This is a genomic window from Pseudoalteromonas sp. 10-33, assembly GCF_001469195.1.
GTDB lineage: Bacteria > Pseudomonadota > Gammaproteobacteria > Enterobacterales > Alteromonadaceae > Pseudoalteromonas.
Genome location: NZ_LOFI01000025.1, coordinates 263,993 through 288,160, shown reverse-complemented (window position 1 = coordinate 288,160; position 24,168 = coordinate 263,993). Strand labels below are relative to the sequence as shown.

26 protein-coding genes, 2 tRNA genes and 2 rRNA genes are annotated in these 24,168 nt (G+C 38.6%); 14 read left to right on the top strand and 16 right to left on the bottom strand.

All coding sequences use genetic code 11. From position 1 onward, the window contains the following. From ATS76_RS15390 to ATS76_RS19455, 10 genes are all read left to right on the top strand, one after another. Positions 1-614: ribosomal RNA gene (locus ATS76_RS15390) — 23S ribosomal RNA — on the top strand; the annotation flags it as partial. Between the two features lie 143 nt (positions 615-757). Next, positions 758-872 (top strand): 5S ribosomal RNA (gene rrf / locus ATS76_RS15385). A gap of 619 nt (positions 873-1,491) precedes the next feature. Next, positions 1,492-2,424: a CHAD domain-containing protein gene (locus ATS76_RS15380; protein WP_006793815.1), complete on the top strand. Its 933-nt coding sequence runs from the start codon at positions 1,492-1,494 to the stop codon at positions 2,422-2,424. Between the two features lie 25 nt (positions 2,425-2,449). Then, positions 2,450-3,349, top strand: a complete 900-nt coding sequence (locus ATS76_RS15375) for a DUF350 domain-containing protein (RefSeq protein WP_008128289.1) — start codon at positions 2,450-2,452, stop codon at positions 3,347-3,349. 3 nt (positions 3,350-3,352) lie between these two features. Next, positions 3,353-5,074, top strand: coding sequence for a polyamine aminopropyltransferase (locus tag ATS76_RS15370; protein WP_058552779.1), 1,722 nt, complete (start codon positions 3,353-3,355; stop codon positions 5,072-5,074). 80 nt (positions 5,075-5,154) lie between these two features. Then, positions 5,155-5,568 (top strand): YjfI family protein, encoded by a 414-nt coding sequence (locus ATS76_RS15365; RefSeq protein WP_006793818.1) that lies wholly within the window; start codon positions 5,155-5,157, stop codon positions 5,566-5,568. A gap of 24 nt (positions 5,569-5,592) precedes the next feature. After that, the gene (locus tag ATS76_RS15360; RefSeq protein ID WP_058552778.1) at positions 5,593-6,285 is read left to right on the top strand and encodes a PspA/IM30 family protein; all 693 of its coding nucleotides are present in this window, start codon (positions 5,593-5,595) and stop codon (positions 6,283-6,285) included. A 73-nt stretch (positions 6,286-6,358) separates the two neighbouring features. After that, complete coding sequence (locus ATS76_RS15355) at positions 6,359-6,997, top strand: DUF4178 domain-containing protein (protein WP_058552777.1); 639 nt, start codon at positions 6,359-6,361, stop codon at positions 6,995-6,997. Next, positions 6,994-7,314, top strand: a complete 321-nt coding sequence (locus ATS76_RS15350; RefSeq protein ID WP_058552776.1) for a hypothetical protein — start codon at positions 6,994-6,996, stop codon at positions 7,312-7,314. Before ATS76_RS15355 ends, ATS76_RS15350 begins: the two co-directional genes overlap by 4 nt. Positions 7,315-7,502: 188 nt before the next feature. Next, positions 7,503-7,688 carry a hypothetical protein gene (locus ATS76_RS19455; RefSeq protein WP_058552775.1) on the top strand — a complete coding sequence of 62 codons (186 nt, stop codon included), beginning with the start codon at positions 7,503-7,505 and terminating at the stop codon, positions 7,686-7,688. Positions 7,689-7,713: 25 nt separating this feature from the next. Here the strand turns inward: ATS76_RS19455 and ATS76_RS15340 are convergent, their stop codons facing one another. The 5 genes from ATS76_RS15340 to ATS76_RS15320 form a co-directional block, all read right to left on the bottom strand. After that, complete coding sequence (locus tag ATS76_RS15340; protein ID WP_058405884.1) at positions 7,714-8,118, bottom strand: hypothetical protein; 405 nt, start codon at positions 8,116-8,118, stop codon at positions 7,714-7,716. A 10-nt stretch (positions 8,119-8,128) separates the two neighbouring features. Beyond that, a complete protein-coding gene (locus ATS76_RS15335) occupies positions 8,129-8,635 on the bottom strand; it encodes a hypothetical protein (RefSeq protein ID WP_058552774.1) in 507 nt (168 codons plus the stop codon). Between the two features lie 109 nt (positions 8,636-8,744). Beyond that, the gene (locus tag ATS76_RS15330) at positions 8,745-10,118 is read right to left on the bottom strand and encodes a class II fumarate hydratase (protein ID WP_058552773.1); all 1,374 of its coding nucleotides are present in this window, start codon (positions 10,116-10,118) and stop codon (positions 8,745-8,747) included. Between the two features lie 11 nt (positions 10,119-10,129). After that, positions 10,130-10,495 carry a hypothetical protein gene (locus tag ATS76_RS15325; protein ID WP_235590943.1) on the bottom strand — a complete coding sequence of 122 codons (366 nt, stop codon included), beginning with the start codon at positions 10,493-10,495 and terminating at the stop codon, positions 10,130-10,132. Positions 10,496-10,589: 94 nt separating this feature from the next. Continuing rightward, positions 10,590-10,775 (bottom strand): hypothetical protein, encoded by a 186-nt coding sequence (locus ATS76_RS15320; protein ID WP_010558102.1) that lies wholly within the window; start codon positions 10,773-10,775, stop codon positions 10,590-10,592. A 196-nt stretch (positions 10,776-10,971) separates the two neighbouring features. Between ATS76_RS15320 and ATS76_RS15315 the strand changes: the two genes are divergently transcribed. Beyond that, on the top strand, positions 10,972-11,562 hold the full coding sequence (locus tag ATS76_RS15315; protein WP_008128308.1) for a DUF938 domain-containing protein: 591 nt from the start codon (positions 10,972-10,974) through the stop codon (positions 11,560-11,562). Here the strand turns inward: ATS76_RS15315 and ATS76_RS15310 are convergent. From ATS76_RS15310 to ATS76_RS15300, 3 genes are all read right to left on the bottom strand, one after another. Continuing rightward, positions 11,539-12,678 carry a GNAT family N-acetyltransferase gene (locus ATS76_RS15310; protein WP_058552772.1) on the bottom strand — a complete coding sequence of 380 codons (1,140 nt, stop codon included), beginning with the start codon at positions 12,676-12,678 and terminating at the stop codon, positions 11,539-11,541. The two genes, ATS76_RS15315 and ATS76_RS15310, sit on opposite strands and share 24 nt — an antisense overlap. 222 nt (positions 12,679-12,900) lie before the next feature. Beyond that, on the bottom strand, positions 12,901-15,612 hold the full coding sequence (locus ATS76_RS15305; RefSeq protein WP_058552771.1) for an ATP-binding protein: 2,712 nt from the start codon (positions 15,610-15,612) through the stop codon (positions 12,901-12,903). Positions 15,613-15,684: 72 nt separating this feature from the next. Next, positions 15,685-16,140 (bottom strand): Lrp/AsnC family transcriptional regulator, encoded by a 456-nt coding sequence (locus ATS76_RS15300; RefSeq protein WP_058552770.1) that lies wholly within the window; start codon positions 16,138-16,140, stop codon positions 15,685-15,687. 127 nt (positions 16,141-16,267) lie between these two features. Here ATS76_RS15300 and ATS76_RS15295 point away from each other — a divergent pair, with 127 nt between their 5' ends. Both ATS76_RS15295 and ATS76_RS15290 read left to right on the top strand, forming a co-directional pair. Continuing rightward, positions 16,268-17,437: a PrnB family protein gene (locus tag ATS76_RS15295; protein WP_058552769.1), complete on the top strand. Its 1,170-nt coding sequence runs from the start codon at positions 16,268-16,270 to the stop codon at positions 17,435-17,437. A gap of 1 nt (position 17,438) precedes the next feature. Beyond that, positions 17,439-18,563 (top strand): aminotransferase class V-fold PLP-dependent enzyme, encoded by a 1,125-nt coding sequence (locus tag ATS76_RS15290; RefSeq protein WP_058552768.1) that lies wholly within the window; start codon positions 17,439-17,441, stop codon positions 18,561-18,563. Here ATS76_RS15290 and ATS76_RS15285 read toward each other — a convergent pair. The 5 genes from ATS76_RS15285 to ATS76_RS15270 form a co-directional block, all read right to left on the bottom strand. After that, positions 18,547-19,035 (bottom strand): RNA-binding protein, encoded by a 489-nt coding sequence (locus ATS76_RS15285; protein ID WP_058552767.1) that lies wholly within the window; start codon positions 19,033-19,035, stop codon positions 18,547-18,549. The genes ATS76_RS15290 and ATS76_RS15285 overlap by 17 nt on opposite strands. A 308-nt stretch (positions 19,036-19,343) precedes the next feature. After that, a tRNA-Ser gene (locus ATS76_RS15280) sits at positions 19,344-19,436 on the bottom strand. 50 nt (positions 19,437-19,486) lie between these two features. Further along, positions 19,487-19,577 (bottom strand) — tRNA-Ser (locus tag ATS76_RS15275). A gap of 217 nt (positions 19,578-19,794) precedes the next feature. Further along, positions 19,795-19,935, bottom strand: a complete 141-nt coding sequence (locus tag ATS76_RS19320; RefSeq protein ID WP_008128321.1) for a hypothetical protein — start codon at positions 19,933-19,935, stop codon at positions 19,795-19,797. Between the two features lie 898 nt (positions 19,936-20,833). Continuing rightward, entirely contained in the window at positions 20,834-21,631 is a 798-nt protein-coding gene (locus ATS76_RS15270) for a YggN family protein (RefSeq protein ID WP_058552766.1), read from the bottom strand. A 381-nt stretch (positions 21,632-22,012) separates the two neighbouring features. Here ATS76_RS15270 and ATS76_RS15265 point away from each other — a divergent pair, with 381 nt between their 5' ends. Then, a complete protein-coding gene (locus ATS76_RS15265; protein WP_010558095.1) occupies positions 22,013-22,198 on the top strand; it encodes a PA3496 family putative envelope integrity protein in 186 nt (61 codons plus the stop codon). A 116-nt stretch (positions 22,199-22,314) separates the two neighbouring features. Here the strand turns inward: ATS76_RS15265 and ATS76_RS15260 are convergent, their stop codons facing one another. The 3 genes from ATS76_RS15260 to ATS76_RS15250 all read right to left on the bottom strand — a co-directional run bounded on the left by ATS76_RS15260 (position 22,315) and on the right by ATS76_RS15250 (position 24,035). Next, positions 22,315-22,812 carry a glutathione peroxidase gene (locus ATS76_RS15260; RefSeq protein ID WP_058552792.1) on the bottom strand — a complete coding sequence of 166 codons (498 nt, stop codon included), beginning with the start codon at positions 22,810-22,812 and terminating at the stop codon, positions 22,315-22,317. 222 nt (positions 22,813-23,034) lie between these two features. Continuing rightward, positions 23,035-23,334, bottom strand: coding sequence for an AzlD domain-containing protein (locus ATS76_RS15255; RefSeq protein WP_058552765.1), 300 nt, complete (start codon positions 23,332-23,334; stop codon positions 23,035-23,037). Beyond that, positions 23,331-24,035 carry an AzlC family ABC transporter permease gene (locus tag ATS76_RS15250; RefSeq protein ID WP_058404714.1) on the bottom strand — a complete coding sequence of 235 codons (705 nt, stop codon included), beginning with the start codon at positions 24,033-24,035 and terminating at the stop codon, positions 23,331-23,333. The genes ATS76_RS15255 and ATS76_RS15250 overlap by 4 nt, the downstream gene beginning before the upstream one ends. Positions 24,036-24,168: the final 133 nt, after the last annotated feature.

Below are 24,168 nucleotides of genomic sequence, written 5' to 3'. Positions count from 1 at the left end.
TTGGCTAAGTACGGTCGGACATCGTACGGTTAGTGTAATGGTAGAAGCCAGCTTAACTGCGAGACAGACACGTCGAGCAGGTACGAAAGTAGGTCATAGTGATCCGGTGGTTCTGAATGGAAGGGCCATCGCTCAACGGATAAAAGGTACTCCGGGGATAACAGGCTGATACCGCCCAAGAGTTCATATCGACGGCGGTGTTTGGCACCTCGATGTCGGCTCATCACATCCTGGGGCTGAAGTCGGTCCCAAGGGTATGGCTGTTCGCCATTTAAAGTGGTACGCGAGCTGGGTTTAGAACGTCGTGAGACAGTTCGGTCCCTATCTGCCGTGGGCGTTTGAGAATTGAGAGGGGTTGCTCCTAGTACGAGAGGACCGGAGTGAACGAACCGCTGGTGTTCGGGTTGTCATGCCAATGGCATTGCCCGGTAGCTACGTTCGGAACTGATAAGCGCTGAAAGCATCTAAGCGCGAAGCAGGCCTCGAGATGAGTTCTCACTAGACTTTTAAAGTCTCTGAAGGGCCGTTGAAGACTACAACGTTGATAGGCAAGATGTGGAAGTGGTGTGAGCCATTAAGCTAACTTGTACTAATTACCCGTGAGGCTTAACCATACAACGCCAAACGCGTTTTGTGTGACAGTTAAGACAGAAGTTAATAACTAAAGTAGATATTACTTAGAAAGACTTAAAAAATATTATCAGATATTTTCCAAATTCAGTTAGTGCGTAGAGATACGGATTAACGCCCAAATTTGCTTGGTGACAATAGCGTTTTGGACCCACCTGACTCCATGCCGAACTCAGTAGTGAAACGAAACAGCGCCGATGATAGTGTAGCATTTGCTATGTGAAAGTAGGACATTACCAGGCTTCAAATTGTAGAAAGCCGCTTCAGAAATGAAGCGGCTTTTTTACGTCTGCAGAAAAGTAATATTCAACATTCCCTTCTCTAAAGCGTCGCGTCTCTTAAGCGAAGCACCTCTTTGTGAAGAGTGTTTTGGTTATTAGTAGCGCACCGACTTCAAATAAGAAAAACCCGCTAAATCAATGTAACGGATTTTTTTCTGTCTGGGGTTTAGTAAATAGCCAAGAGGCCATGCCGAACTCAGTAGCGACAGAAAACAGCGCGAAGGCGAGCCCCAACCAATGATAGTATCCCATGTGCTATGTGACTCTCTAACGCTTAGGGCACCATGACATTAACAGGCTCAAATAATCGAGACCTGTTACAGCAGTGTGCTGGTTTTTTACTTTCTTGGATAAAATAAAGAACCAAACTAATATCATCTCCATCAAAAATGCCAACCAACGTAAGGTTAAGTCAATTCTATCCCGTGTCTAGATCATAAACTTTTTACCTTTGACTACTGAGTTTTGTAATCTACTTTATTCTTTACATCTCTTCTCATTTTGTTGCAATTTCATTCTTGGCTTACTAAGTGACCTGTGTAAGACTAGCTGTGTTAATTTAGTAAATCAGGTGACATGAATGTCGAATAGTAAAGTTTGGAAACTTATAAGCCTGTTTTGTTTGTTTACGGTGCTTATGGGTTGTCAATCTAAAGAAGAGCAGCTACAACAAACAATTCAAGAGTCTATAAAAAAAGCGGATGCTGAGCTATCACAGCTAGGTAGTGCGCTAGATAATGGCAGTATACGCAATGCTGTGTTACTTAAAGAGTATGGTGCGCTTTTAAAAAAACAACAGCCAGAGCTTTCAAATGTTGTTGATGTAATTACTTTAGATGCTTCGCGCCAAGGTGCACTTTATAGTGGTTTATTACAGCGACTTAAAGAGACTAAAAGTACTTACTTAATCCCCCCTTACGAAGATACGTTGCACAGCATCGATCTTTTACGTGAAGCTGCAAAACCTTCACTGTTCTCTGACGCTTTAACTGATCCAATCAATATGCTTGCTGATATGTCAAAAGGCTCCCTAGCTCGCGTTGGTGCTATTAGCCAACAAGCCGAGGGTGAAGGGGTAGGTAACCAGATGGTGGGTAATCCCAACTACGGTAACTGGCAAACAAATAGCAGTGGCATCAGCTTTTGGCAATGGTACGGCATGTACCGTATTTTAGGGGATGTATTTGACAGGGTTGAATACGGAAGCTGGAGTAAACGCCGTAAGTACAGCTATTACAACGATTATGGTCGTTATCGCTACTCAAGCCCTAAACAAATTAAAACACAAAGCGCGCTAGAGACACGTACACGTCAAACATATCAACGCCAAGGTAAGCAGTTCACAAGCCCGTATGCGAGTAAAAAGACTGGTGCATCAGGGTTAAGTCGAAGTAGCTATACACCGCCTAAGAGTCGCAGCAGTTACTCACGTTCAAGTAGCTATAGCAATAGCTCTGGTTCAGTTCGTGACAGTGGAAGCAGAACCTCTCGTGGCGTGAGCCGTGGTAAGTAAAGAATAAAGTTGGAGTTAGAATAATATGTATGAATTTAATGGAATAACTACGTGGTCGCTGCAAGCTTTAGCGATAGACTTTGCAATAATTGTACTGCTATTTGTTAGCCTTAAATATATAAAAGGCTGGGTTTCAAATTTACATGCCAATGACGAAATAACAGAGCGTGATAATTTTGCCTTTGGTATTAGTTTTGCCGCTGGTTTGGTTGCGCTGGCTATCGTATTAACCGGTGTAAGCAGTGGTGCATTTGCTGCAACGCTTCAGCAAGAAGCACTGCAAATGCTTGGCTATGGTGCGCTTGCCATTGTCTTAATTAAGCTTGGTCACTTTTTTCAAGACAAAGTTGCACTGCGTAAAGTGAGCCTACATGATGAAATTGTTAAAGGTAATGTGACTGCTTCAATAATTGATTTTGGCCATGTAGTGAGTGTGGCAATTGTCATTCGTTCAGCACTGCTATGGGTAGCTACAGAGGGATGGCATGGTTTACCGATTGTCATTGCTGCCTTTGTTATTGGTAGCATTGTGCTGTTATTTGTGAGCCAGTACCGAGTTATGTTATTTAAACGCACAAATAAAAATGGCGACTGTCTTCAACAAGCTATTATTGATGATAACTTAGCTGTTGGTATTCGTTACGCTGGTTATTTAGTGGGTAGTGCATTAGCAATCACAGCGGCAACAGGTGTTGCACCATATGCTGCAGATAATATTAATGCTAGCCTATTATATTGGGCTGTTAGTGCAGTAGTGAGCCTAGTTGCGTTTATTATTTTACACTTAGTGACCATTAAAATAATTTTATCGGGTTGTGATATTTCTGATGAAGTTAATCGTCAAAAAAATGTGGGTGTAGCAGCTATTTCTGCCGCTGTATCGTTTGCCGTAGGCATCACAATGGCAACCTTATTAGGCGCATAATTCGTGTCATCAACAACTCAAAGCCCAAGTAAGTCTCGCTTACTTGGGCACGATATATTACTTATCACTGTTATGGCTGTGCTCGCTGGGTGCGGCCTTATTTATGAGTACCTACTCTCTCACTATGCCGGCCGAGTACTAGGCTCTGTTGAAAGTGCTATTTACGCCATGATTGGCACCATGATAGTAGCTATGGGGCTAGGGGCTTTTTTAGCGCGTTGGTTTAAAGATGCGTTCACTGCATTTGCTTGGCTAGAAAGCATTATAGCTTTGATTGGCATGGGCTGTATTTTGGCCATAGCAAGCGTGATTGCAGTTAGTTATTCGCTTCCTCATTTGTTCTCGAGCATTTTTAACCTGCCACCTGACGTTGTACTTAATGGCTATGTATTTCAAAAGTTACAAGAATGGTCACGCTTTTTACCTTATGTATTTGGCTTAGTATTAGGACTGTTTATTGGTATGGAAATACCGCTTATAGCGCGTATTCGCCAACATGTGTACGGGCGGTTTTTAGAAAACAATGCAGGAACTATTTATGGTGCAGACTACATTGGGGCAGGTATTGGCGCAGCAATTTGGGTAAGCATAATGTTGGCTATGCCTATCATGCAAGCTGCTGCATGGACCGCTTTATTTAATATTATTGCAGGGCTTGCTTTTTTATGGCGCTACCATGCCCATGTACGCTTTGCTAAAGCTTTGTTGGTTTGCCATATTTTACTACTTGTGCTGTTTGGCTTTATTTTAGTGTTCGGCAGCAGTTGGATGAATAGCCTAAGCAACGTCTTATATAAAGATAAAGTTATTTATTCTCAAGCGACTAAATATCAGCATGTTGTGTTAACAGAACGACTTAGCAAAAATCAACCGCAACCTATTACCGACCTGTACTTAAATGGCCGCTTACAGTTCTCCAGTGTTGATGAACAAATATATCATTCAATGCTAGTTTATCCGGCTATGCTTGCCTCTAACCGCCATGATAAGGTGCTAATTATTGGCGGGGGTGACGGTTTAGCATTAAGGGATGTACTAAAATGGTCGGTAAACGAAGTCACTTTAATTGATTTAGATGGGCAGTTACTTAGCCTATTTGGCCACGAAGACGATAAGTTTACCCCGCCTGAAGCCATCACGCAGCGATTAATAAATCTCAACAACGACTCAATGAAAGACCCCAAAGCTAATATTATTGTGGGTGATGCTTTTTTAGAGGTTGAGAAATTACTCGATCAAAACAAACAGTTTGACACTGTTATTATTGATTTACCTGATCCGAATCATCCTGATCTAAATAAGTTATACAGCGATTATTTTTATAATCATGTACGCCAATTACTTGCTCCTGATGGGGCTATGGCTGTGCAATCAACGTCGCCATATCATGCAAAAAAGGCGTTTCTGAGTATAGCTAAAACTGTTAAGGCTGCCGGGTTTGATTACGTGGAGCAATACCAACAAAATATTCCATCGTTTGGTCAGTGGGGGTGGACAATTGCTACCAAAATGGGTCAACCAGCCAGTGCACGAATAAATAATATAGGCGAAATGCCGGTATCGTCACGATGGATAAGTAAAAAATATTTACTAGCAAGTTTTGTATTCCCTAATCAGTATTTTGAACAAATAAATGATATTGAGGTCAATAGGTTAGGTTCTGGTCAGCTTTATGATTATTACCGTTCAGCATGGCAAATAGAGAGTGAATTGTATAAAAACTAACAAAACACGGTTGACATAATATGTCTACCGTGCGAATCTTAACTCAGACATAATATGTCAAATAACACAAAGGCAGAGACATGGAATTAAACGAACTTTCAATAAAATTAGCCTCTTTTGAAACTGAAGGCGCTAACTTTGAGTCTTTCTTGATTGCCAATCCAGGTGAGCAAGATGTTTTACAAGTCATTGTTGATGGAAATGATGAACTTCCAATTTTTGTTACGCAAACTCAAGAGCAGTTGTTATGTATTAGCTACTTGTTTGGCGAAGACGAAGTGAAAAGTGAATTACGCAACGAGTTAAACGAAACATTGTTACGTTTAAACGTGCCAATTCCACTAAGTGCATTTGCTAAAATCGATAATAAATACGCGATTTTTGGTGCACTGTCGGTAAACTCATCATTGGATGATGTTACCCACGAACTAGTGACATTAGCTGACAACGCGATTGATGCACTAGAAGCCGTGACCTTGTATTTAAACGATTAGTAACTAGTTAGTGGAGTTAAGATTATGAGTATATTAAAAAAATTATTTACAGCTGTACGTGGCGGTGCACGTGAAGCAGGCGAAGCAATTGTAGATGCAAATGGTATCCGTATTTTTGAACAAGAAATTGCGGATGCACAAAATGCACTTCACCGTGCTAAAAAGAGCCTGACAGAAGTAATGGCTAAAGAAATGCAGACTAAGCGTAAAATTAGCGCAGTAGATGCATCAATTGCCGAGCACGAGGCTTATGCAGGCCAAGCACTTGAAAAAGGCAATGAAGCCTTAGCAATAGAAATTGCTGAAAAAATTGGTGATTTTGAAGCTGAAAAGGCAGAAAATGAGCAAGTTTTAGCGGGCTTTAGCAATCACATTGTGACACTTAAGCAGCAAGTTAAAGATGCTGAAAAGTCTATTAAAGAAAACCAACGCCAACTTACCATGGTGAAAACCACTGAGAGCGTTCAGCAAGCAACAATGGCTGTTAACAGTACACTTAATACCAATAGCTCGTCGATGACCTCAGCTCGACAATCACTTGAGCGTATTAAGCAACGCCAACAAGATCGTAGCGACCAGTTAGGTGCTGCAAAAGAGCTTGAGTCGGAAGTGAATGGCGACGATTTAAAAGCTAAAATGGCTGAAGCGGGTATTGGTGACACCAGTCCAAAAAGTGCTGACATTTTAGCGCGTATAAAAGCTAAGCAAAACGGCTAATAGTACGTACATTATAAATGAAAGGTAATTAAGCTGTGCTTAGTTACCTTTTTTGCTTAAGAGATGCTTCATTATGTTTAATTTTTTCAAATCTAAAAAAGAGCCAGAACGTCAGCTTAATCATGCAAGTGAGTTAAAAAAAGGCGACATGTTCACAGTGATCGATTCGTTCGCTTATCCGTCGTGGTTAAAAGGACAAACATTGCGTGTTATTGATGTGCAAACTTATCAATATCAGCACAGTAGTGATACTGAGTTTGTGCTTGAGACAAACAGTGGTCAAGTTGTGTTTTTACAAATAGCACAAGAAGACGGCGAGCAATGGGCTAATTTTTCGATAAAAGTACAACGAGATGAAGTAGACGATATTTTCACATTAGATGAATTTGCTCGTATTTTTGATGAAGAGTCGTTAACGCATATTGCAGTTAAAAATACTCCTGAGCGTTTTATGCAGTTTTTGGCGAAGAGCTATCAACAAAGTGAATCTCCATTTGTATGTTATTTCCATAACAAAGATTTTCGTGGTCAAAGCTTACCGCGCTATGAACAAGACGGTGGTGAGCCCTGTGAAATGATATGTTTAGCATCACCTGATGAGGGGCATAGTTTAAATATTGAAATTTGGGATGGCGGCGAAACCGAAGTGTCATTAACACTTACGCGTCCAATTACCGATATTGTGGATTTATTTCCTGGAGACGCGAAGTGAGTGATGCTAAAGATAAGTGGTTACGCCAAGAGCATGCCGTGCGTGCTACACAAATGGCATTTGATTTAAGTAGCGATGTTCAAAAGCAAATAAAAAAGCAAGCAATTGACCAAGAGCTCACACCATCAGATATGATCCGGAAAATACTTGGCTTAGATGTTAAGTCTAAAAAGACTCGACAGCGCTTATCGTTCAATTTGAATGATGATGAGATAGCGCAACTAGCGGGCCGCTTTGATGTACCTAGCGAAGATAAGCGCGCGGTAAAGCAACAAGTAGCAGAGCTTTTAATTGCGCATACTAAAAAAGCTAAGTAGTTGGCCTAAACCCTGGTTTATAAAAGTATGTTAGGCAGTTATTTTAGCTAAAAATAAGATTAAATGGATGGGTACTTCAATGTACTTTTAAATCATTTATCAAAAGCTAATAAATTGAAAAGCAGTGCTTTTGCGTTCTTTGTATTAAGCCCTTACACTAAAGGTAACAACGATAAAGAAGTACTGCTTTGAATATTATACTGATTACTTACCTAATTATTTTTGCGTTATTTGGTACTGCAGCAAGTTATTTTGTGCGTTTTATATATGCGTACTGGATACTAAAAACAATGCCAATGAAATACATACTTAAAGCAGGGATATGCGTGCTGTTAGTCGTGGTTATTTCAGCGCTCATTCCATACTTAAGTTAACGCTGAAATACCCCTTAACACTTCATTACTTGATATCGATTGATTGGCATTGCTGGTTAATACACAGCGATTGTACTTCAATAACCGGTAAACAATCAGTTAATGATTGCTGTTCATTTTGATTTTTTTCTTGTTCGGTGATTTGCTGCGCAATGCTTTCTGCTTGTTCTTGTGGAGTATTTAGCGTTGAATAAACGGCATATTTACTCGGTCCACCGCAGGCTCGCGCTCCTACTTCAAGTACTTTGCACTGAAAGCTTGCCGTACAGCCGTTGTTATCAACTATATTGGCAAGTTGACTATTTAAAGCCGACAAGCTTTGGCCTTTAGCGCCATTTTCAGGTGCTGTGGTTGAGCAGCCACTGAGTAATAAAATGCTAGCAGCAACACTAAAAATTGATAATTTAACTGTCAATGTTAAACCACTCATATTGTTATCCTTAAAATACACTTACCGCTGAGCCTTCAAGTTTAACACACTTATTTTCAACGCACTGAGTGCTTGGTGTTGTTAAATGCTGACAAATACTCATCATTCCCTTTTGTGCATTAAAATTACTTTCAAGCTCGGTGATTGTTTTACTGAGTGTTTTTACTTGCTCGTCGCTTGCTGCTTTAGTTGAGTAAACTTCAAAGCTACTAGGGCCACCGCATGCACGACTACCTACTGCAATAACTTTACATTGCATACTAGTATCGCAGCTTGTATCTGCAATAAGCGTGTTTAACTGGGCTTTAGCTGTTGTAATATCTTCAACTGATACCGCTTCTACACTTGTATTTGAAAGTGCGTCAACGTCACTTTTTGTTTGAGTGGTTTCTTTTAGTGTTTGTTGTTGTGGTTTTATTACTTCAGCAGTAGTTACTGATTCCTTTTCTGCTGGTGTTTTTTCTAAACACGCACTTAAACAAAGGGGTAAAACAAGAGCTAATAATACAGGGCGCATAAGATACCTTGATAGTGATGAATAATTCATCACTATCATACACGGTGCATTTTTAACGGCAATAAAAACTATATAATCAAGTAATTAAAGCCAAAGTATACAGGCTAGTTTAAAGGCCACCTTGTGTAAGCTTGGTTGGGTTAAGCAGTTTTTCAAGTTCGCTACGCGGTAAATCGGTTTCTTGCTCTGCAACATCTATAATGGGGCGCGCTTCTTTATAGGCTTGCTTCGCTATTTTGGCCGCTTTTTCGTAACCGATCACCGGATTAAGTGCAGTTACCAAAATAGGGTTTTTAGCAAGCGCGCGGTCAATGTTAGCTTGATTGACGACAAATGTGGCGATGGCTTTTTCTGCTAAAGCTTGGGCGCTGTTTGCTAGTAGCTCTATGCTTTGCAAAATATTATAGGCAATAACAGGCAGCATCACATTTAGTTCAAAGTTACCAGATTGGCCTGCAACAGTAATTGTGGCGTCATTACCAATCACTTGTGCGCTAACCATGGCAGCGGCTTCTGGTATAACGGGATTTACTTTACCCGGCATAATGGATGAGCCTGGTTGTAGGGCTTCAAGTTCTATTTCGCCTAATCCTGCAAGAGGGCCTGAGTTCATCCAGCGTAGGTCGTTCGCTATTTTCATTTGTGCTACAGCGAGTACTTTTAATTGCCCAGATAGTGCAACAATGGCATCTTGCGAACCAATATTGTAAAAAAAGTTATTGCTTGGCGAAAACTGTATACCTACATTTTTAGTCAGGTTCTTGCTAAATACATCAGCAAACTTTGGGTCGGCATTAATACCCGTACCAACAGCTGTGCCACCTTGTGCAAGTTCACATACCCGTTCGAGTGAACGGTCAATGCCCGTAGCAGCATGATTAATTTGAGATTGCCATGCATTAAGGGTTTGTTCAAATGTAACAGGCATCGCGTCCATTAAGTGGGTGCGACCTGTTTTAACAATAGCGCCTATCTCGCTCTTTTTATTCTTTAAATGTTGCGATAACTTCTCAAGGGCGGGTAGTAATGATTGTTTTACGGCTATGGCACTACTTAGCGCGATAGCTGTAGGGACTACATCGTTTGAGCTTTGCCCCATATTTACATCATCATTGGGATGTACAGGATCCTGCTGAGTACTGGCAAGGGTTGCGATTACTTCATTGGCGTTCATATTAGAGCTTGTTCCTGAACCTGTTTGAAATACATCAACAGGAAACTGGTCATAATGCTCACCATCAATAATCGTTTGGCAAGCGAGCTCTATTGCGGTTGCCTTGGTTTTATTAAGATGCCCTAGCTCATAGTTACTTTGTGCTGCAGCTTGTTTTATATATGCCAGTGCCTTTATAAATTGTGCTGGCATAGTGAGAGAGCTAATAGCAAAGTTATTAACAGCGCGCTGCGTTTGCGCTTTATATAAAGCGTTTATAGGTACTTGTAACTCGCCCATACTGTCTGATTCTGTTCTAAAGTTGCTCATTGATCTGCTCCTTAAAAAGGGTTGAATTCGTGACTAAGAATGCGAGCTTCACGCTCAAGTAATAAAAATTTAGCACGACTATTGTGGCTTATGTAGAAACGCTTTAATGCAAGTAATGGTTTGTGAAGCTGGTGTAGGCATTGTTTGCGAATTGCATTATGAGTAAGAGGGTCGCACATTTTATTTATAATTTCATGGTGTGTGCGTCTAAGGTAATACTCTTGAAGTAGCGGGTTATTAAGTTGTTCAAAGTTTTTAGCCACGTTAAGAGCAGCGTCTATATAATGAGCAACGAGCATTGGGGCATGCAGGCCTGGTCGTTTGCAACTAAATGAAAGTGTGCGTTGGTAGCTATTTAAGGCGTGATTTGAAGACATAAAAAAACCGACTCAACTAATGATAATAGTTATCATTACATTTAATCGGTTTCAGTGTAAATAGTTATTATAAAAATTATTTACGGCGTGAATTTTAATTGTAGCCGAGAATAAATATCTGGTCTGTTTCATGTTTAGTGATCGCCTTTTGATTATGTTTAGGGTGAGAAAGTAAATCAATTACTGTTGCTCTCATATCAAGGGTTTCACTGTGATCGTCGGTACTTTTTTCGGTTATAGCTACTGCTGCGTCAACAGCGGTATAGGGAGGCATATGCATAATTTTATCCTTTTGTGATTAGTTAATTAACCCTTAAATGGGTTAATTATATTGCTGCATAATACATACCAACCAAGCGAGTTATATCTAACCGTATGATTATATTTAACTTAATAAATAAAGCATAATTAGTCACGACAACATATTGCAAATTTGCTTTACTATTGTGCAAATATCCACAATTTTGGTGCACTCAATGACAAAGCCATTTTCACAAGCATGTGAAAACAATAAAGGCCCTATTTTAGAGCATTTAAACAGCGCGTTAAAAAACGTTAAAACAGTATTAGAAGTTGGTTCTGGAACAGGTCAGCACAGTGTGTTTTTTGCTGAAAAATTACCTTATCTACAATGGCATACAAGTGATCGTGTCATTAATCATGAAGGTATTAGGCTATGGCATAGTGAGGTTAATTTAGCTAATTTACATGCCCCTATTGAGCTTGATTTAAACCAGCCATGGCCTATCGAAAAAGTAGATGCTATATATACTGCGAATACATTTCATATTGTAAGTTGGTTATTAGTTGAACGTTTTTTTGACGGGGTTAAACGTCACTTAAATGATGAGGGGGTTGTGTGTATTTATGGTCCTTTTAAGTACAAAGGTGAATACACTAGCCAAAGTAATCAAGAGTTTTGCGCCTTTTTAACTGAGCGAGATCCTTTAAGTGGTATAAGAGACTTTGAAGCTGTTTTATTATTGGCTAAGCAAGCAGGGCTTTCGCTTATGAGCGATCATGCTATGCCAGCTAATAACCAGTTACTCGTTTTTAAACGGCAATAACGATGTGCACTGTGCTTTGTAAAGTGCAATATGCTGGCGTTCTCGAGACAGGTAATCTTCAATTGCACTGCTAAAGTCATTGTTAACAATATGGTGGGCTGAAAAAGTAATAACGGGTTCAAACCCCCTCGCTATTTTATGCTCCCCTTGTGCACCTGAATGAAAGCAGTCGAGTTTATGTTTAATAGCAAATTCTATCCCTTGGTAATAACATAGCTCAAAGTGAAGTGCGTCAATATTTTTACTTGCGCCCCAGTACCTGCCGTAAAGTGTGTTTTCACCAATTAAACTGAGTGTTGCAGCGATGACTTGACCGTCTTTTTTGGCAAGCATAATAACCAGCTGCGATGCCATAAGTGCATGCAAAAGGGTAAAAAATTCACTGTTTAGATAGCCTAAATGCCCTGAACGTTTTAAATAGGTGCGCTGATAAAATTCGCAAAACAGCTGCATTATTTCAGGTGTGACATCTGAACCCTTTAGCCATTCAATAGTAATATTTTGGTGTATTATTTTAGCGCGTTCTTTTTTTAGCGATCTACGTTTACGCGAGTTTAGCGTTGATAAAAAGTCGTCAAAAGTATCAAACCCTTTATTAAACCATTGAAATTGAACGCCCTCTCTGAGCATCGCGTGCTGCTCAGTGAGTAATGTTGCTTGTGTTTGATCGCAAAAGTTTATATGCCAGCCAGACCATCCTTGCTCAATGCTGTGTGTGCAGAGCTGCTCTGTAATATAGTTGTATACGTCGTTGTGGTTTGTGTGATGAATGGCAATACGTTTACCTTCAATTGGGCTAAATGGCACGCCTGATAGCCATTTGGGATAGTAATGCAAACCATTTTTTTCGTATGCTTCAGCCCATGCCCAGTCAAATACATACTCACCATAAGAATGGCTTTTTACATAACCAGGTGCAAGCGCTATTAAGTTACTCCCTTCATATACAGCTAAATGATAGGGCTGCCAGCCACTTTGCTGTGTTACACATTGGCTTTGCTCTAAGGCGTATAAAAAGGCATGTTGAGTAAAAGGTTCATCACCAAAAAAAGCATGCCATTGCGCTTGGTCTATTTCATTAATATTTTTAAACCATCGATGAGAAAAGCTTTTCATGATGCCGACCTTGTAAATATTGCGTGCTTAATTGTGCGCTCTAATTTGTAATTTTATTGGCACTTATTTTACTTCTAAGCTTCAATTTATTTTTTCAGAGCTTTAAGTAGTCACGTATTAAAGTGATTTTTTACGATTCGATTAGGCTAATTGTGTTATTAAACACCACGAGTGACCATAATAACTCAGTCACGTAGCGTGATGGTAACAATTTTTTGGGTGCTATTTAGTAACTGTTTTTACAAACTGACTCAAGCACTCGGTCAGTTTTGCAAGTTCTATGGGTTTTGCTAAATGTTCGGTAAAGCCTGCTTTTTTAGCTTTAATTTTATCTTCTGGCATGGCATCAGCTGTTAGCGCAATGATGGGTAATGTGTGTTGCGATTTAAACGCTCGAATTAATTCTGTTGCTTTATAGCCATCCATAACAGGCATTTGGCAATCCATTAATACCAAATCAAAATGTTGTTCTTTGATTATATTTACAGCTTCTTCACCATTTTCAACCAAGTGAGGAATGATACCTAAAGATCCCAACATCGCTTTTATTACCATTTGATTCACAGGATTGTCTTCTGCGACCAAAATATTTAAAGACGTAATATCAATATCTTTTGATATGGCTTCTGGCTCTATATCTGGCTCTGATGTTGTTAAGTTAACGGCAAACGTAAAGGTTGACCCTTCACCCAGCTCGCTTTTTAAATTAAGTGTTGCTCCCATTAGCAAACATAGTTCTTTAGCTATTGTTAAACCAAGGCCAGTGCCACCAAATTTTCGAGAGGTTGAACTGTCAGCTTGGGTAAATGCGTTAAATAAGGTGTTGTGTTGGTTTTTTTCAATACCTATGCCAGTATCTGATACTGCAATGCTTAGTTTTACCTTATTGGCAGACACAAACTCTGTATCTATATCGAGGGTAACGCTTCCTTCGTTAGTAAATTTAATCGCATTACTACATAAATTAAGTAGTATTTGTTCTATGCGCATTGCATCGCCTAAAAACCAGGTATCTACAGGTAAGTTACATTTGAGAATCCATTCAATGTTTTTATTTTTCGCACTTTGCTCAAACATTGTGTCAATGCGCGTTACAAGTGCTTTTGGATCAAACGCAATGGACTCTAGTATTAAATGTTGTGACTCTATTTTTGAAATATCAAGAACGTCGTTAATTAGGTTTAATAGACTGTTTGAAGAGGAGTAAATTTTTTTAATGTAGCAGAACAGCTTTTGAGCATCATCACCTTTTTTCGCAAGTGACGATAGGCCAATAATGGCATTTAATGGGGTGCGTATTTCGTGACTCATATTGGCTAAAAATTGGCTTTTAGCGCTATTGGCTAAGTCAGACTGTTTTTTGGCTTTTACCAATGAGCTTGTTCGTTCTGCAACTTGGCGGCTAAGCGCTAGTTGCTGCTGGTTAAATAGCATTAACACTACAATAATAAGTAAACACACAGCGGTTTGTAGCATAAGTAAAAATAAAGACATTTCAATGTTTTGTTGTGAAATGTAGTTTTCTTTAAGTGCTAATTTTATTACCCATTGTTGCCCACCAAAGTTAATATTGAATGACATTAACTGGCTTTGGGTTGCTTGCTCAAAGTTTTGAGAGTCGTTACTGTAAAAGGCGGGTTCGTTGTCAAATTCAAACACATCAATAGAAAACATTTCAGATTGCTGCTGTGTAATAGCTTGTTCAATAATTTTATGGGCCAAAAATACACCGGTGGCATAACCCTTTATATTTTCATTTTGACCATAAACAGGCGCAAATAGTAGATAGGCGGGTGTTGGTGTTTTTGTTTGGACTAATTGAATGATTTTAGTGCTGATAGGTAAATATTTGATAGCTGGATTTTGCAAAGATGCTTTTCGATCTGGGTTTGAATATACATTAAAGCCAACCGCCTTTTGGTTACTTTTGAAAGGTGCTATGTATTTAACGACCACTAGAGGGTCATCATCTTCGAGCGGATCACCAACAATGTTTATATTTTTCCGATAAATTTTTGACATTGTATCGCTGAGTGCTTGACGCTGCGCTTGAGTTATTTGTACATTCCAAGACAATGCTTTAATAAATGAATGTTTTTCAAGTAGCTTATTTGCTGAATCGTAAAAGTCTTGCTCATTAAACTCAGATGATGATTGTACTTGGCTTGCTAAGCTTTGCACGGCGATAATACTTTGATTTATATACCGGTATAAACTGTTTTCAATAACTTCAACTTCTCGCTCTGCAATTTTAATGGTATTTTTGCTGTTTTCGCGTTCGTAAATTTGTGCTGTAAGCGCCACAGATATAAATAAAATGGAGCAAACTGCAATGGTTTCAAAGGCTAAAACTCTACGTTGTCCTGGTGCTTTGGGCAGTAACGACAACAAAAAAGGTGAGGCAATAAGTACCCCTAATATATCTCCTAACCACCAATAAATAACATGAAGCCAATGGTCCTCAATATTATAAAGTGGGTTAAAGTTACTTAACGCAAATACACCAATATTCGATGATAGTAAGCTTACTAAAACAGCAACTACAGCAATAAAATAAGCAATGTTTTTTCGTTTACGAAAATAAAGCGGATTTCCCAACCAATACCTAAGTAATGCAGCACCTACCATAGCCTGGATAATAACGCCAAAGGCAATGTAAATGGCCTGAGTAAACGTATTGCCGACCAGCATTACTTCATGAGCTGAGTTATCGAATATATTTAAGTTAAATGCAATTGCTGCAGCGAATAAAGGGGGAATAAAGCGCCACCACCAAATATAACAGCCAATTAAAGCAACCCCCGCGGGTAACCAAATAGGTACTATTTGCGAATTAAATGCAAACGCAGTAAGGCCAATACCCAGTAAATAGTATGCTAGGGCAAACAGTATGTAGAAAATAATTGATTGAAAAGTTGAGGTGAATATTTTCACATAATATCCATATATTTATGTTTTGGTTTTTAAAATATTAGTATAGCTAACAACACTTTATTTGCTGCACTATTACAACGGAAGCTGCTTTTTAGTAAATGATTGCTTAAGTACCACCGTTGACTCTATGTTAGCGATACAACTTAAACCACCTAATTGATGCTTTACAAATTGTTCATAGCTTTCAAGATCGTTGGCAATAATTTTCAATAAATAATCATAACTACCTGATATTACACTGCACTCTAATACATGAGAAAGTTTTTCTACGGATTGTTCAAATTGATCTGCCGCGCTAACTGAATTTTGATTTAACCTAATAAAAGCATATACCAATACATTGAGATCAAGCGCTTTAGGATTAATTGCAGCGTGATAGCCCGTAATAATATGTTCTTTTTCTAGTTTTTTAATCCGTCTTAAACAGGGAGTATCAGATAGGCTAATTGTATTTGCGAGGTCAGACACCGATATTCTGGCATTTGCTTGCAAGGTAGTAAGTATTTGCTGATCTTTTTTATCTAACATATTTTGGTAACTACTTTTATTATTTTAGTGATTTCCCCTAAGTATAGGCTTTTTTATACATTTTTTTGACGATTTACGCTCACGTTACTCTGTTAGCATTTAAATATAAAAATAATAGAGCGAAATAATGAATACACATACGGCCACATTTGATGATTGGATACGCACTGAGTTTGTAGAGATAAATACTGAATTAGAGCTGCTTTATTGGCAGCAATTCGATAAAGCAAATGTTGAAGGTGTTGGTGAGAAATTAAAGCAACAATTAAAAAGGCAAGGCAATGTATTAATCTCACACTTGTTAGCAGAAGGAAATACCGATCAAGGGTTTGATCGTGCATTTGATTTATTGGGCAATGTTGGCTTATTTATGGCTGCATGTCGTCGCCATGAGATAACAGAACCTAGCAGAGAAACTACATCACCCCTGGTAGAGGCATCGGCATTGGCAATGCATATTGGTGCGTCGATTGGTGTAACCCCTCGGTTTGCTACAGCGCATTTAACTACCCACAATAAAGCTGTTAAAGGCAACTATAAACGCTTTACTCAATTACCTGATGAAAAACTCTTTTTAGACTATAACACTCAAGGTATTTTGGCGTACAAGCGAGCTAGTGATGCTTTGTTAAAAATAGTTCCGCTTGGCATATCACACCCTTTATGTGGTGAATTACTTAATGTTGCAAAAGATGCGCTCATGAATGTGATTGAATCAAATAATGCGTTATACAAACAGCTTGATACCGATCGCTTTTTTAATTGTGTTCGCCCTTATTACAAACCATATAGAGTGGGCAAAGAGGTTTATCGAGGTGCAAACGCAGGCGATTTTGCCGGGATTAACGTCATTGATATGTTACTTGGCCTATGCAGTGCAAATGAGCCCAGTTACTCACAAATGCTGGTGGACAAGTTTTTATATATGATGCCAGAAGATCAGCAAATATTAAGAGAGTCTATGCGTATTCAAAGTTTTATGGATGATTTTTTGCTTGCTCATAACAGCAAAAGCGCTCACTGGTTTAAGCATCATGCGCAGCTTTTTATACAGGTATGTAAGCTTCATGGTGACACCGCTATCGGTCATCATAACCAACTGGTAGAAAAGTTTATCGCGCAACCATCTAAGCGAATGCAAGAACAGCATTTAAGTAAAGTTACGGCAAGTGGGCCACCATTGAATGTATTGTTAGATTCGCTTGAAAAATTAAGAGACAGGCGGGCAGCGGCAAAAAGAGACGATATAAAAACGCGATTTGACGATCTTAACTTATTAAAAGAGTGGGTAAAGTAATATGTTTAAAGATGATTTTTGCATAGCTGAAGGGAGTTATTTATTAAGCCACTCTGTCGGTAGGCCGCTAAAAAGCATGGAGCGGCATTTTGCAGAACATTACCTATCACCATGGCAAGATTCAAATAAAGAGCCATGGCAGCAATGGCTACCTCAAATAGACGCGTTTACTTCTGCGTTAGGTAAGTTATTTAATTCACCAAGCTCACAGTTTTGCCCACAGGTTAATTTATCAAGCGGATTAACTAAGTTAGTGATGTCGCATCCTCAATTACAACGAGAGCACTGCAAAGTTCTTATGGCGCAAAGTGACTTTCCGAGTATGGGGTTTGCCATGCAAAAGGCGCTACCGTCTTGTGCGCAAATTGTGTTTATTCCCGAAGAAGAAAACCTAAGCGAACTATCTGTATGGGAGCGTTATTTAACTTGCGATATAGACATGGTTTTTGTAAGCCATGTTTATTCAAATACGGGGGTGCAAGCCCCGATAAACGATATTGTATTGCGCAGTAAGATTACTAATAGTCTTACAATAATTGATGTGGCGCAATCTGCTGGAGTGTTGCCTGTGGATTTAACGACACTTGATGCCGATTTCATGATTGGATCGAGTGTTAAGTGGTTGTGTGGTGGACCCGGTGCTGCTTATTTATGGATTAATAAAGACCAACTAGCACAGTGTAAACCTAAAGATGTAGGATGGTTTTCTCACGAAAATCCCTTTGAGTTTAATATTAATAATTTTACTTATCACCATAGCGCACTTCGATTCTGGGGGGGAACACCCTCTGTTGCGCCTTATGTAATTGCTGCCCATAGTATTTCTTATTTTGCAGAGCTAACAGTGAACAAGGTAAGAAAGCACAATCTAGCGATGATTTCGGATATTCATCAGTATTTAAGTGAATTTGTTGTATCGCCATTGCATAACAGCCAATGCAGTGGAACAGTTATTTTGTTTTTTGATAAAAAACAGCCGCAGGTATTAACCGCGCTAAGCAAAGCAAACATTAGCGTTGATGAGCGCAAATACGGAGTGCGAGTTTCACCGCATATTTATACAACTAAAGAAGATATCAACGCGCTGATCAAAATCATAAAGCAAGCCCTTAAGGAATTTGACTAAGTAACTGCTTACGTTGACGCAAAGCGTCTATTTGCTGTTGTGTACGCGTGACTTTTGACTCATAGGCGCTAGTAATTGGTGCGGTTTTTTTTGCAATGGCGTCAGCAATAGAAGAGGCGCCTAACCGATTAGCCTGATCTTGTGTAACATAGCTGGCTTGCTTTACTTGCTCTAGGTAGGTTTTTTCTGTTTGTTTAAGTGTTAATTGTAGCTTGCTTATTTCACGTTCTATTTGCTGAACTTCTAAAAAATTGTCTACTGAACTATCTGTAACATTATTTGCTTGAGTGGGGCTTTTATAGGCTTCAATTATATTGATTTCTTTTAGTGTGATCTGTTCGGCATCTTTTGAGCAAGGTGTTTGGCTAAAGGTAGGAACACCTTTAATTACACACTTGTATACCGTTGTATTTTGCGAAAAAGAAAAAAAAGGTAGCACTGCGCATGTAATTAACAATATGAATCGGTTCATAGCAAAACCTAAAGTGGCTATCGTTTTAGTAATAATGCACTAAGTCATAGCGGGTTACAATTTGTTTAATTTTTATAAATTTTAGGCACAAAAAAACCACAATTAAGTGGTTTATATAGTATGTGGTGGAGAGGGAGGGATAGACTTGCTTACATCCATGTAATCAGCCGCTACGCGACGCTTGCAGCGGCCTAAACTGTTCCAGACATTTTATCGAGCCCTATCGAGGGTTCTCACCCTCCCAGTTTTTATCGGAGTTAAAATTCAGGCACAAAAAAACCACAATTAAGTGGTTTATATCTAGTATATGGTGGAGAGGGAGGGATTCGAACCCTCGATAGAGCTACAAACTCTATACTCCCTTAGCAGGGGAGCTCCTTCGGCCACTCGGACACCTCTCCAACGCATAACCGGTTGTGTTAATGATATTAAAAAACCACCAACTAAAATATGGTGGAGAGATAGGGATTTGAACCCTAGATAGGCTACAAACCTATGCCGGTTTTCAAGACCGGTGCATTCGACCACTCTGCCATCTCTCCGTGACGCAGAATAATACTTAGGTGATGGGGGTGTGTAAATAGCAAAATGTCTGTTTGCCTAAAAAATAGACGTAAATACGTGTTTTTTTACAAATTAGGGGAAATTAAGGCAATTATTAATAAAATAAAGAGGTTGCAGCAAACTGTGGGAGCTAAAAAAGAGACTTTTTAGTGGTTGGGTGCTTGCTGCACCTAATAAATAACCATGGTTGGGTGATTATTTATATTGCGCTGCGCCGCCAAGTGCTAATTTTTTTCCAAGCGTATTAAGTCTAGCTAGCATTTTTGCTTTTCGGTTGGTTGGTTTAACTGCAATTTGTGTGTTTGCTGTTTGGTTTAATGTATTTATAGGGTTCATCACTTGGCTCCGGTTTAGGTCTGTTGAAAACATGCGCATTTTGCATGCGAAACGTACAAAAATAAAACGATAAAAATTACATGTGAGGCATTAGTTATATTTATCTGAATTGATGTTTGTTAACTAAGTGTTTAATTGTTTTTTTCTATTTTTTGATTTTTATATTGTTTTTATATTATTTAAACTGTTGCTAAATAAGGGTTATTTTTTATTTTTCTTTTTATTTATGCATATTCCATTATTTTTATTGGGTAATTATTCAGATTATTTTATTTTGGTTTTTACTTGTGATGTTTATAGCATTTTTCATGACGCTTCATAGGTGTGTTCAGTGCAATAAAAAATCGTTATTAATTTAATATTTAAAATATTAATTGACCTAAAAATATAATTTTTTCAATGTTGGGGCTTTTAGTAAATAAAAAGCGCCTACTTTAAGGTAGGCGCTTTAGTGTTAGTTACGTTTAAACGTGTCTAACTGGGGATGGAGCCGCTCAGCTTTTTGCTAAGGGCATTAATTTAAGAGCTAATCGTTTACTGAATACTTTGGCCTTGCGCAGCGACTCTAAATTGGGTGGTTAAAGCGCTAGTGTTATCAAAAACAGAGTAAGGCGTATGAGCTAAATTTAAGTTTATAAAAACGTTAAAAATGAGAAAGCTAACGCAAAGACGCTGTGTTTATACTTATTATTTAAATAGGTAAAAGGGTGAACGAAGTCTGTATCTGTATAAAGCCACAAAGCTGTTTACTAAGGCAAGTGCTAACCAGACCAATGCCCCGTAATCTGAGCCGAACAACATAAACGAGGGAAAAGAGAGAAAGCAGATACAAAAAAGCAGCATTCAATAAAATAAAATGCTGCTGAAGGGATGTTAAATAGGGTGAATAAAGTGCGGGTTATTTAACGTGTTTAAAGGTAAATAATTGATACCCTTCTAGCTCAGGAACTAACGTTACTAGCTGCTCTTCTTGTTTTGCAATTTCAGCAAAATTACCGCACAGTGAATTAGCGCGTTGCTCTAAATTGTTTGCGTGTAACTCTACTTTTTCTTCAATTTGTGCGCCCATGTTTTCCATGCGCTCTTCAAATGCATCCATATCACCACCCGAACCTAATAATTCAGATCCAAGCGCGACCAATATACTGCCCATAGATTGCATGACTGCTGATTCAACGGCAGTTTCTATTTGTTTTTCAAACTGGTGTTCAAAGTTTTCACCAAATTGGTTAAAACTTTGCTGGCCCATAACAAAGGTGCCTTCTTGATAAAACGTGTTTTCTACTTCCAAGCGTATATCGTCCATTAACGACGACATATCGTCTAAGCCGTTAATGTTAAACGCATTGCCTACTTCTTCTAAAGCGACACCGGCGATTTTTACACCGTCTAATGCAATATTAGCGACTTCCGGTAACTGTGTGCGTAAGCTATCGGAGTATTGAGTAAGTGCTTGGCGCTGCGAGTTATTAAGTGCAACAAACTCACCATTTACCATTAAATCGCCGTTATTGTTAAATTGCATAGCTTGGTTTTTTGCTGTAAAAATTTCTAGTTCGTTTGGCTTAATGCGAACATCATTTTTAAACTCCACATCGCATTGATCGTTGCTAAATGAAATTGTTGAATCACTGTCGTTGTGTGCCATAGCAACAGGTGTACAGATTAATGCGCTAACTAATAGTAATTTTTTCATGTGATGACTCTATTTTTTGTTGATAACAAATAACTAATAACAAGTTTGGTGCCACTATTTTTTTATTAACAAAAGCAATGGTTTATATTTTTTGTTGGGGTTGATGGTCTGTTTTGTTTTTATTATTAGGCTATATTTTGGTGAATTTAACCAACGAATATAAATTTATAAAAAAAATTTATCGATACGATAAAAAACTCTCACTTTCCACAATTGCAATTTAGCGCTATTTATTCACATTAATGACATGAAGGCTATTTACTATAGCTTTGTGGCTTTACTTTGATGCTAATTTGCACAGCATATTGGTGTTAAATTTTTTAATTTACCAATTACATTAATTAAAGCGTAATTGGTCTCAAACACTTTATGGAGTGGGTTGTGGGTAAGACATTTAGTTACGATGCGCTAGATGATGATTTTGTTGAAGACGAATACGAAATGGTCGGTCGAAATCAACACGATAAAAACAAGCAAAAGGTTAAGAAAAAGTTGGAAGACTACCTTGAGCAAAAACGTTTGCGTAAAAATCTAGGCGAAGATGACTTAAGCGATTACATCGATTAAATTGCACTAGTATAAATACACTACCAATAAATAACCGCCGGTTAAGTGCACAGGCATGTACGCTTAATAGGTTGTTACATTGGCAATAAAGAGGCTATTTGCCTCTTTATTACTTTTTACTGCGCGCTTTTAGCCTTAGTTAATGCTTTTTGTATCGTTAGCTCTAACTTTTCTGGCTTAGTAAAAGGGGCATAGCGTTTAATTGGCGTGCCATCGGCTGCAATTAAAAATTTGGTGAAATTCCATTTTATTTTTCGAGTTAAAAACCCCGGTAATGCTGATTTCAAAAATCGAAATACAGGGTGTGCATTTTTACCATTCACATCAACTTTGTCTGCTATTAAAAAGCTGACCCCGTAATTTACTAAGCACCCTTGCTCTATTTGCGAGGCATCACCAGGCTCTTGTTGGCCAAATTGATTGCACGGAAAACCTATAATCATTAACCCTTGACTGGCGTATTTCTCATGAAGCGCTTGTAAAGATGCGTATTGGTAGGTAAACCCGCATTTACTTGCTGTATTAACAATGAGAACAACTTTTCCCTCAAAGTCATCAAAGTTTATAGGTTGTCCTTGTAGGCTTGTTGCGCTTAATTGATGAAACTTTTGCATAGTGGCTTTTTGTTTTTTTTGTTGGAGCATATTTTAACGCGGTAAGAGGGTTACATAAAGTATAAAATTTAATCGTGCCGTGAGGTATAAAAACCAGTGTTCTAAGTAAAAAGTGAGTAAGGTTTCCGTGCCCTTCTCACACCCTTGGATTACATCTATGTAGGCAACAAAGAGTTGAGAGCCTAGGCTGCAAAATATTTAATTTTAAGAGGTCAATAAACCCTAATTTAAAATTAGAAACAAGCCCATACCAGCAAGTGTTGTGTAGTAAATATTATGCGTTTTATAAGCAACAATAATGGCTACAATAGCGGCACTTAAATAAGGGTTTTGCCAATGCAAATTTATGCCTTCGTCGTTCAAAAATACGATAGGTACCCAAATAGCAGTAAGAACAGCCGGTGCGCTAAAGCTCAAAAACTGCTGCATTTTGGGTCCTACTTTAAAAGGTAGTGAGCGGTGTAAAAACAAGTAACGGGTAAATAATGTAATACAGGCCATAAGTAAAATAGTGGTCATCATGGTTTAGTTTCCCTTTTAGCTGAAAGTCTTGCCGTTGTATAACCTGCACTCATTGCTAATAATGCGGAGCACACTAGCCATAATTCAAACCCTGTGCTTTTTAACCATGTAGCAGTAACACCTGCAACAATAACAGTGACTAAAGATGCGGCATTTTTAATACCTGGGATAACTAAGGCAATAAAAGTAGCTGCAATTGCAAAGTCGAGCCCTAAGTTAGTTAAATCGGGAAGCATAGAGCCTGCAACAATGCCTATTAATGTCCAAATATTCCATGCAATGTAAAAACTAAAGCCTGCACTTAGCGCATAAACTAAACGCACTTGTGTGCGATAAGCTTTGCGGTGGTGAGAAAAGGCAAATAATTCATCGGTTAATACAAAGCTAACAGGTAAGCGCCAGCGCATTGGCTGATCAATCACTTTATGCCTGACAGCAAGCCCATATAAAAAATGACGAGAGCTAATGATAAACGTAGTGAATAATATGGTCAGCAAGGGCGTGTTGCCCGCCATAAGTTCAATCGCGACAAGTTGAGCCGATCCTGCAAAAACCAGTAACGACATAGCTTGCGTTTCAAGTGCAGTAAACCCATTTTGAATAGCTAAAGAGCCACATAATATTCCCCATGGAATAACGGCTAAGCAAAGCGGAAGCATATCTAAAAAGCCTTTTATAATCGCTTTTTTAACTGGTTGCATAGCATTTACCTTGCTGGCTTGTAGAATGGAAGATAATGATACCTTATTATAAGGTTAAAGTGATTAACATGAGCTCTGGATAATAAATCTTTCTCAAGCAGTTAGTTGCAGTGCTAACTTAGTTAAATTTATT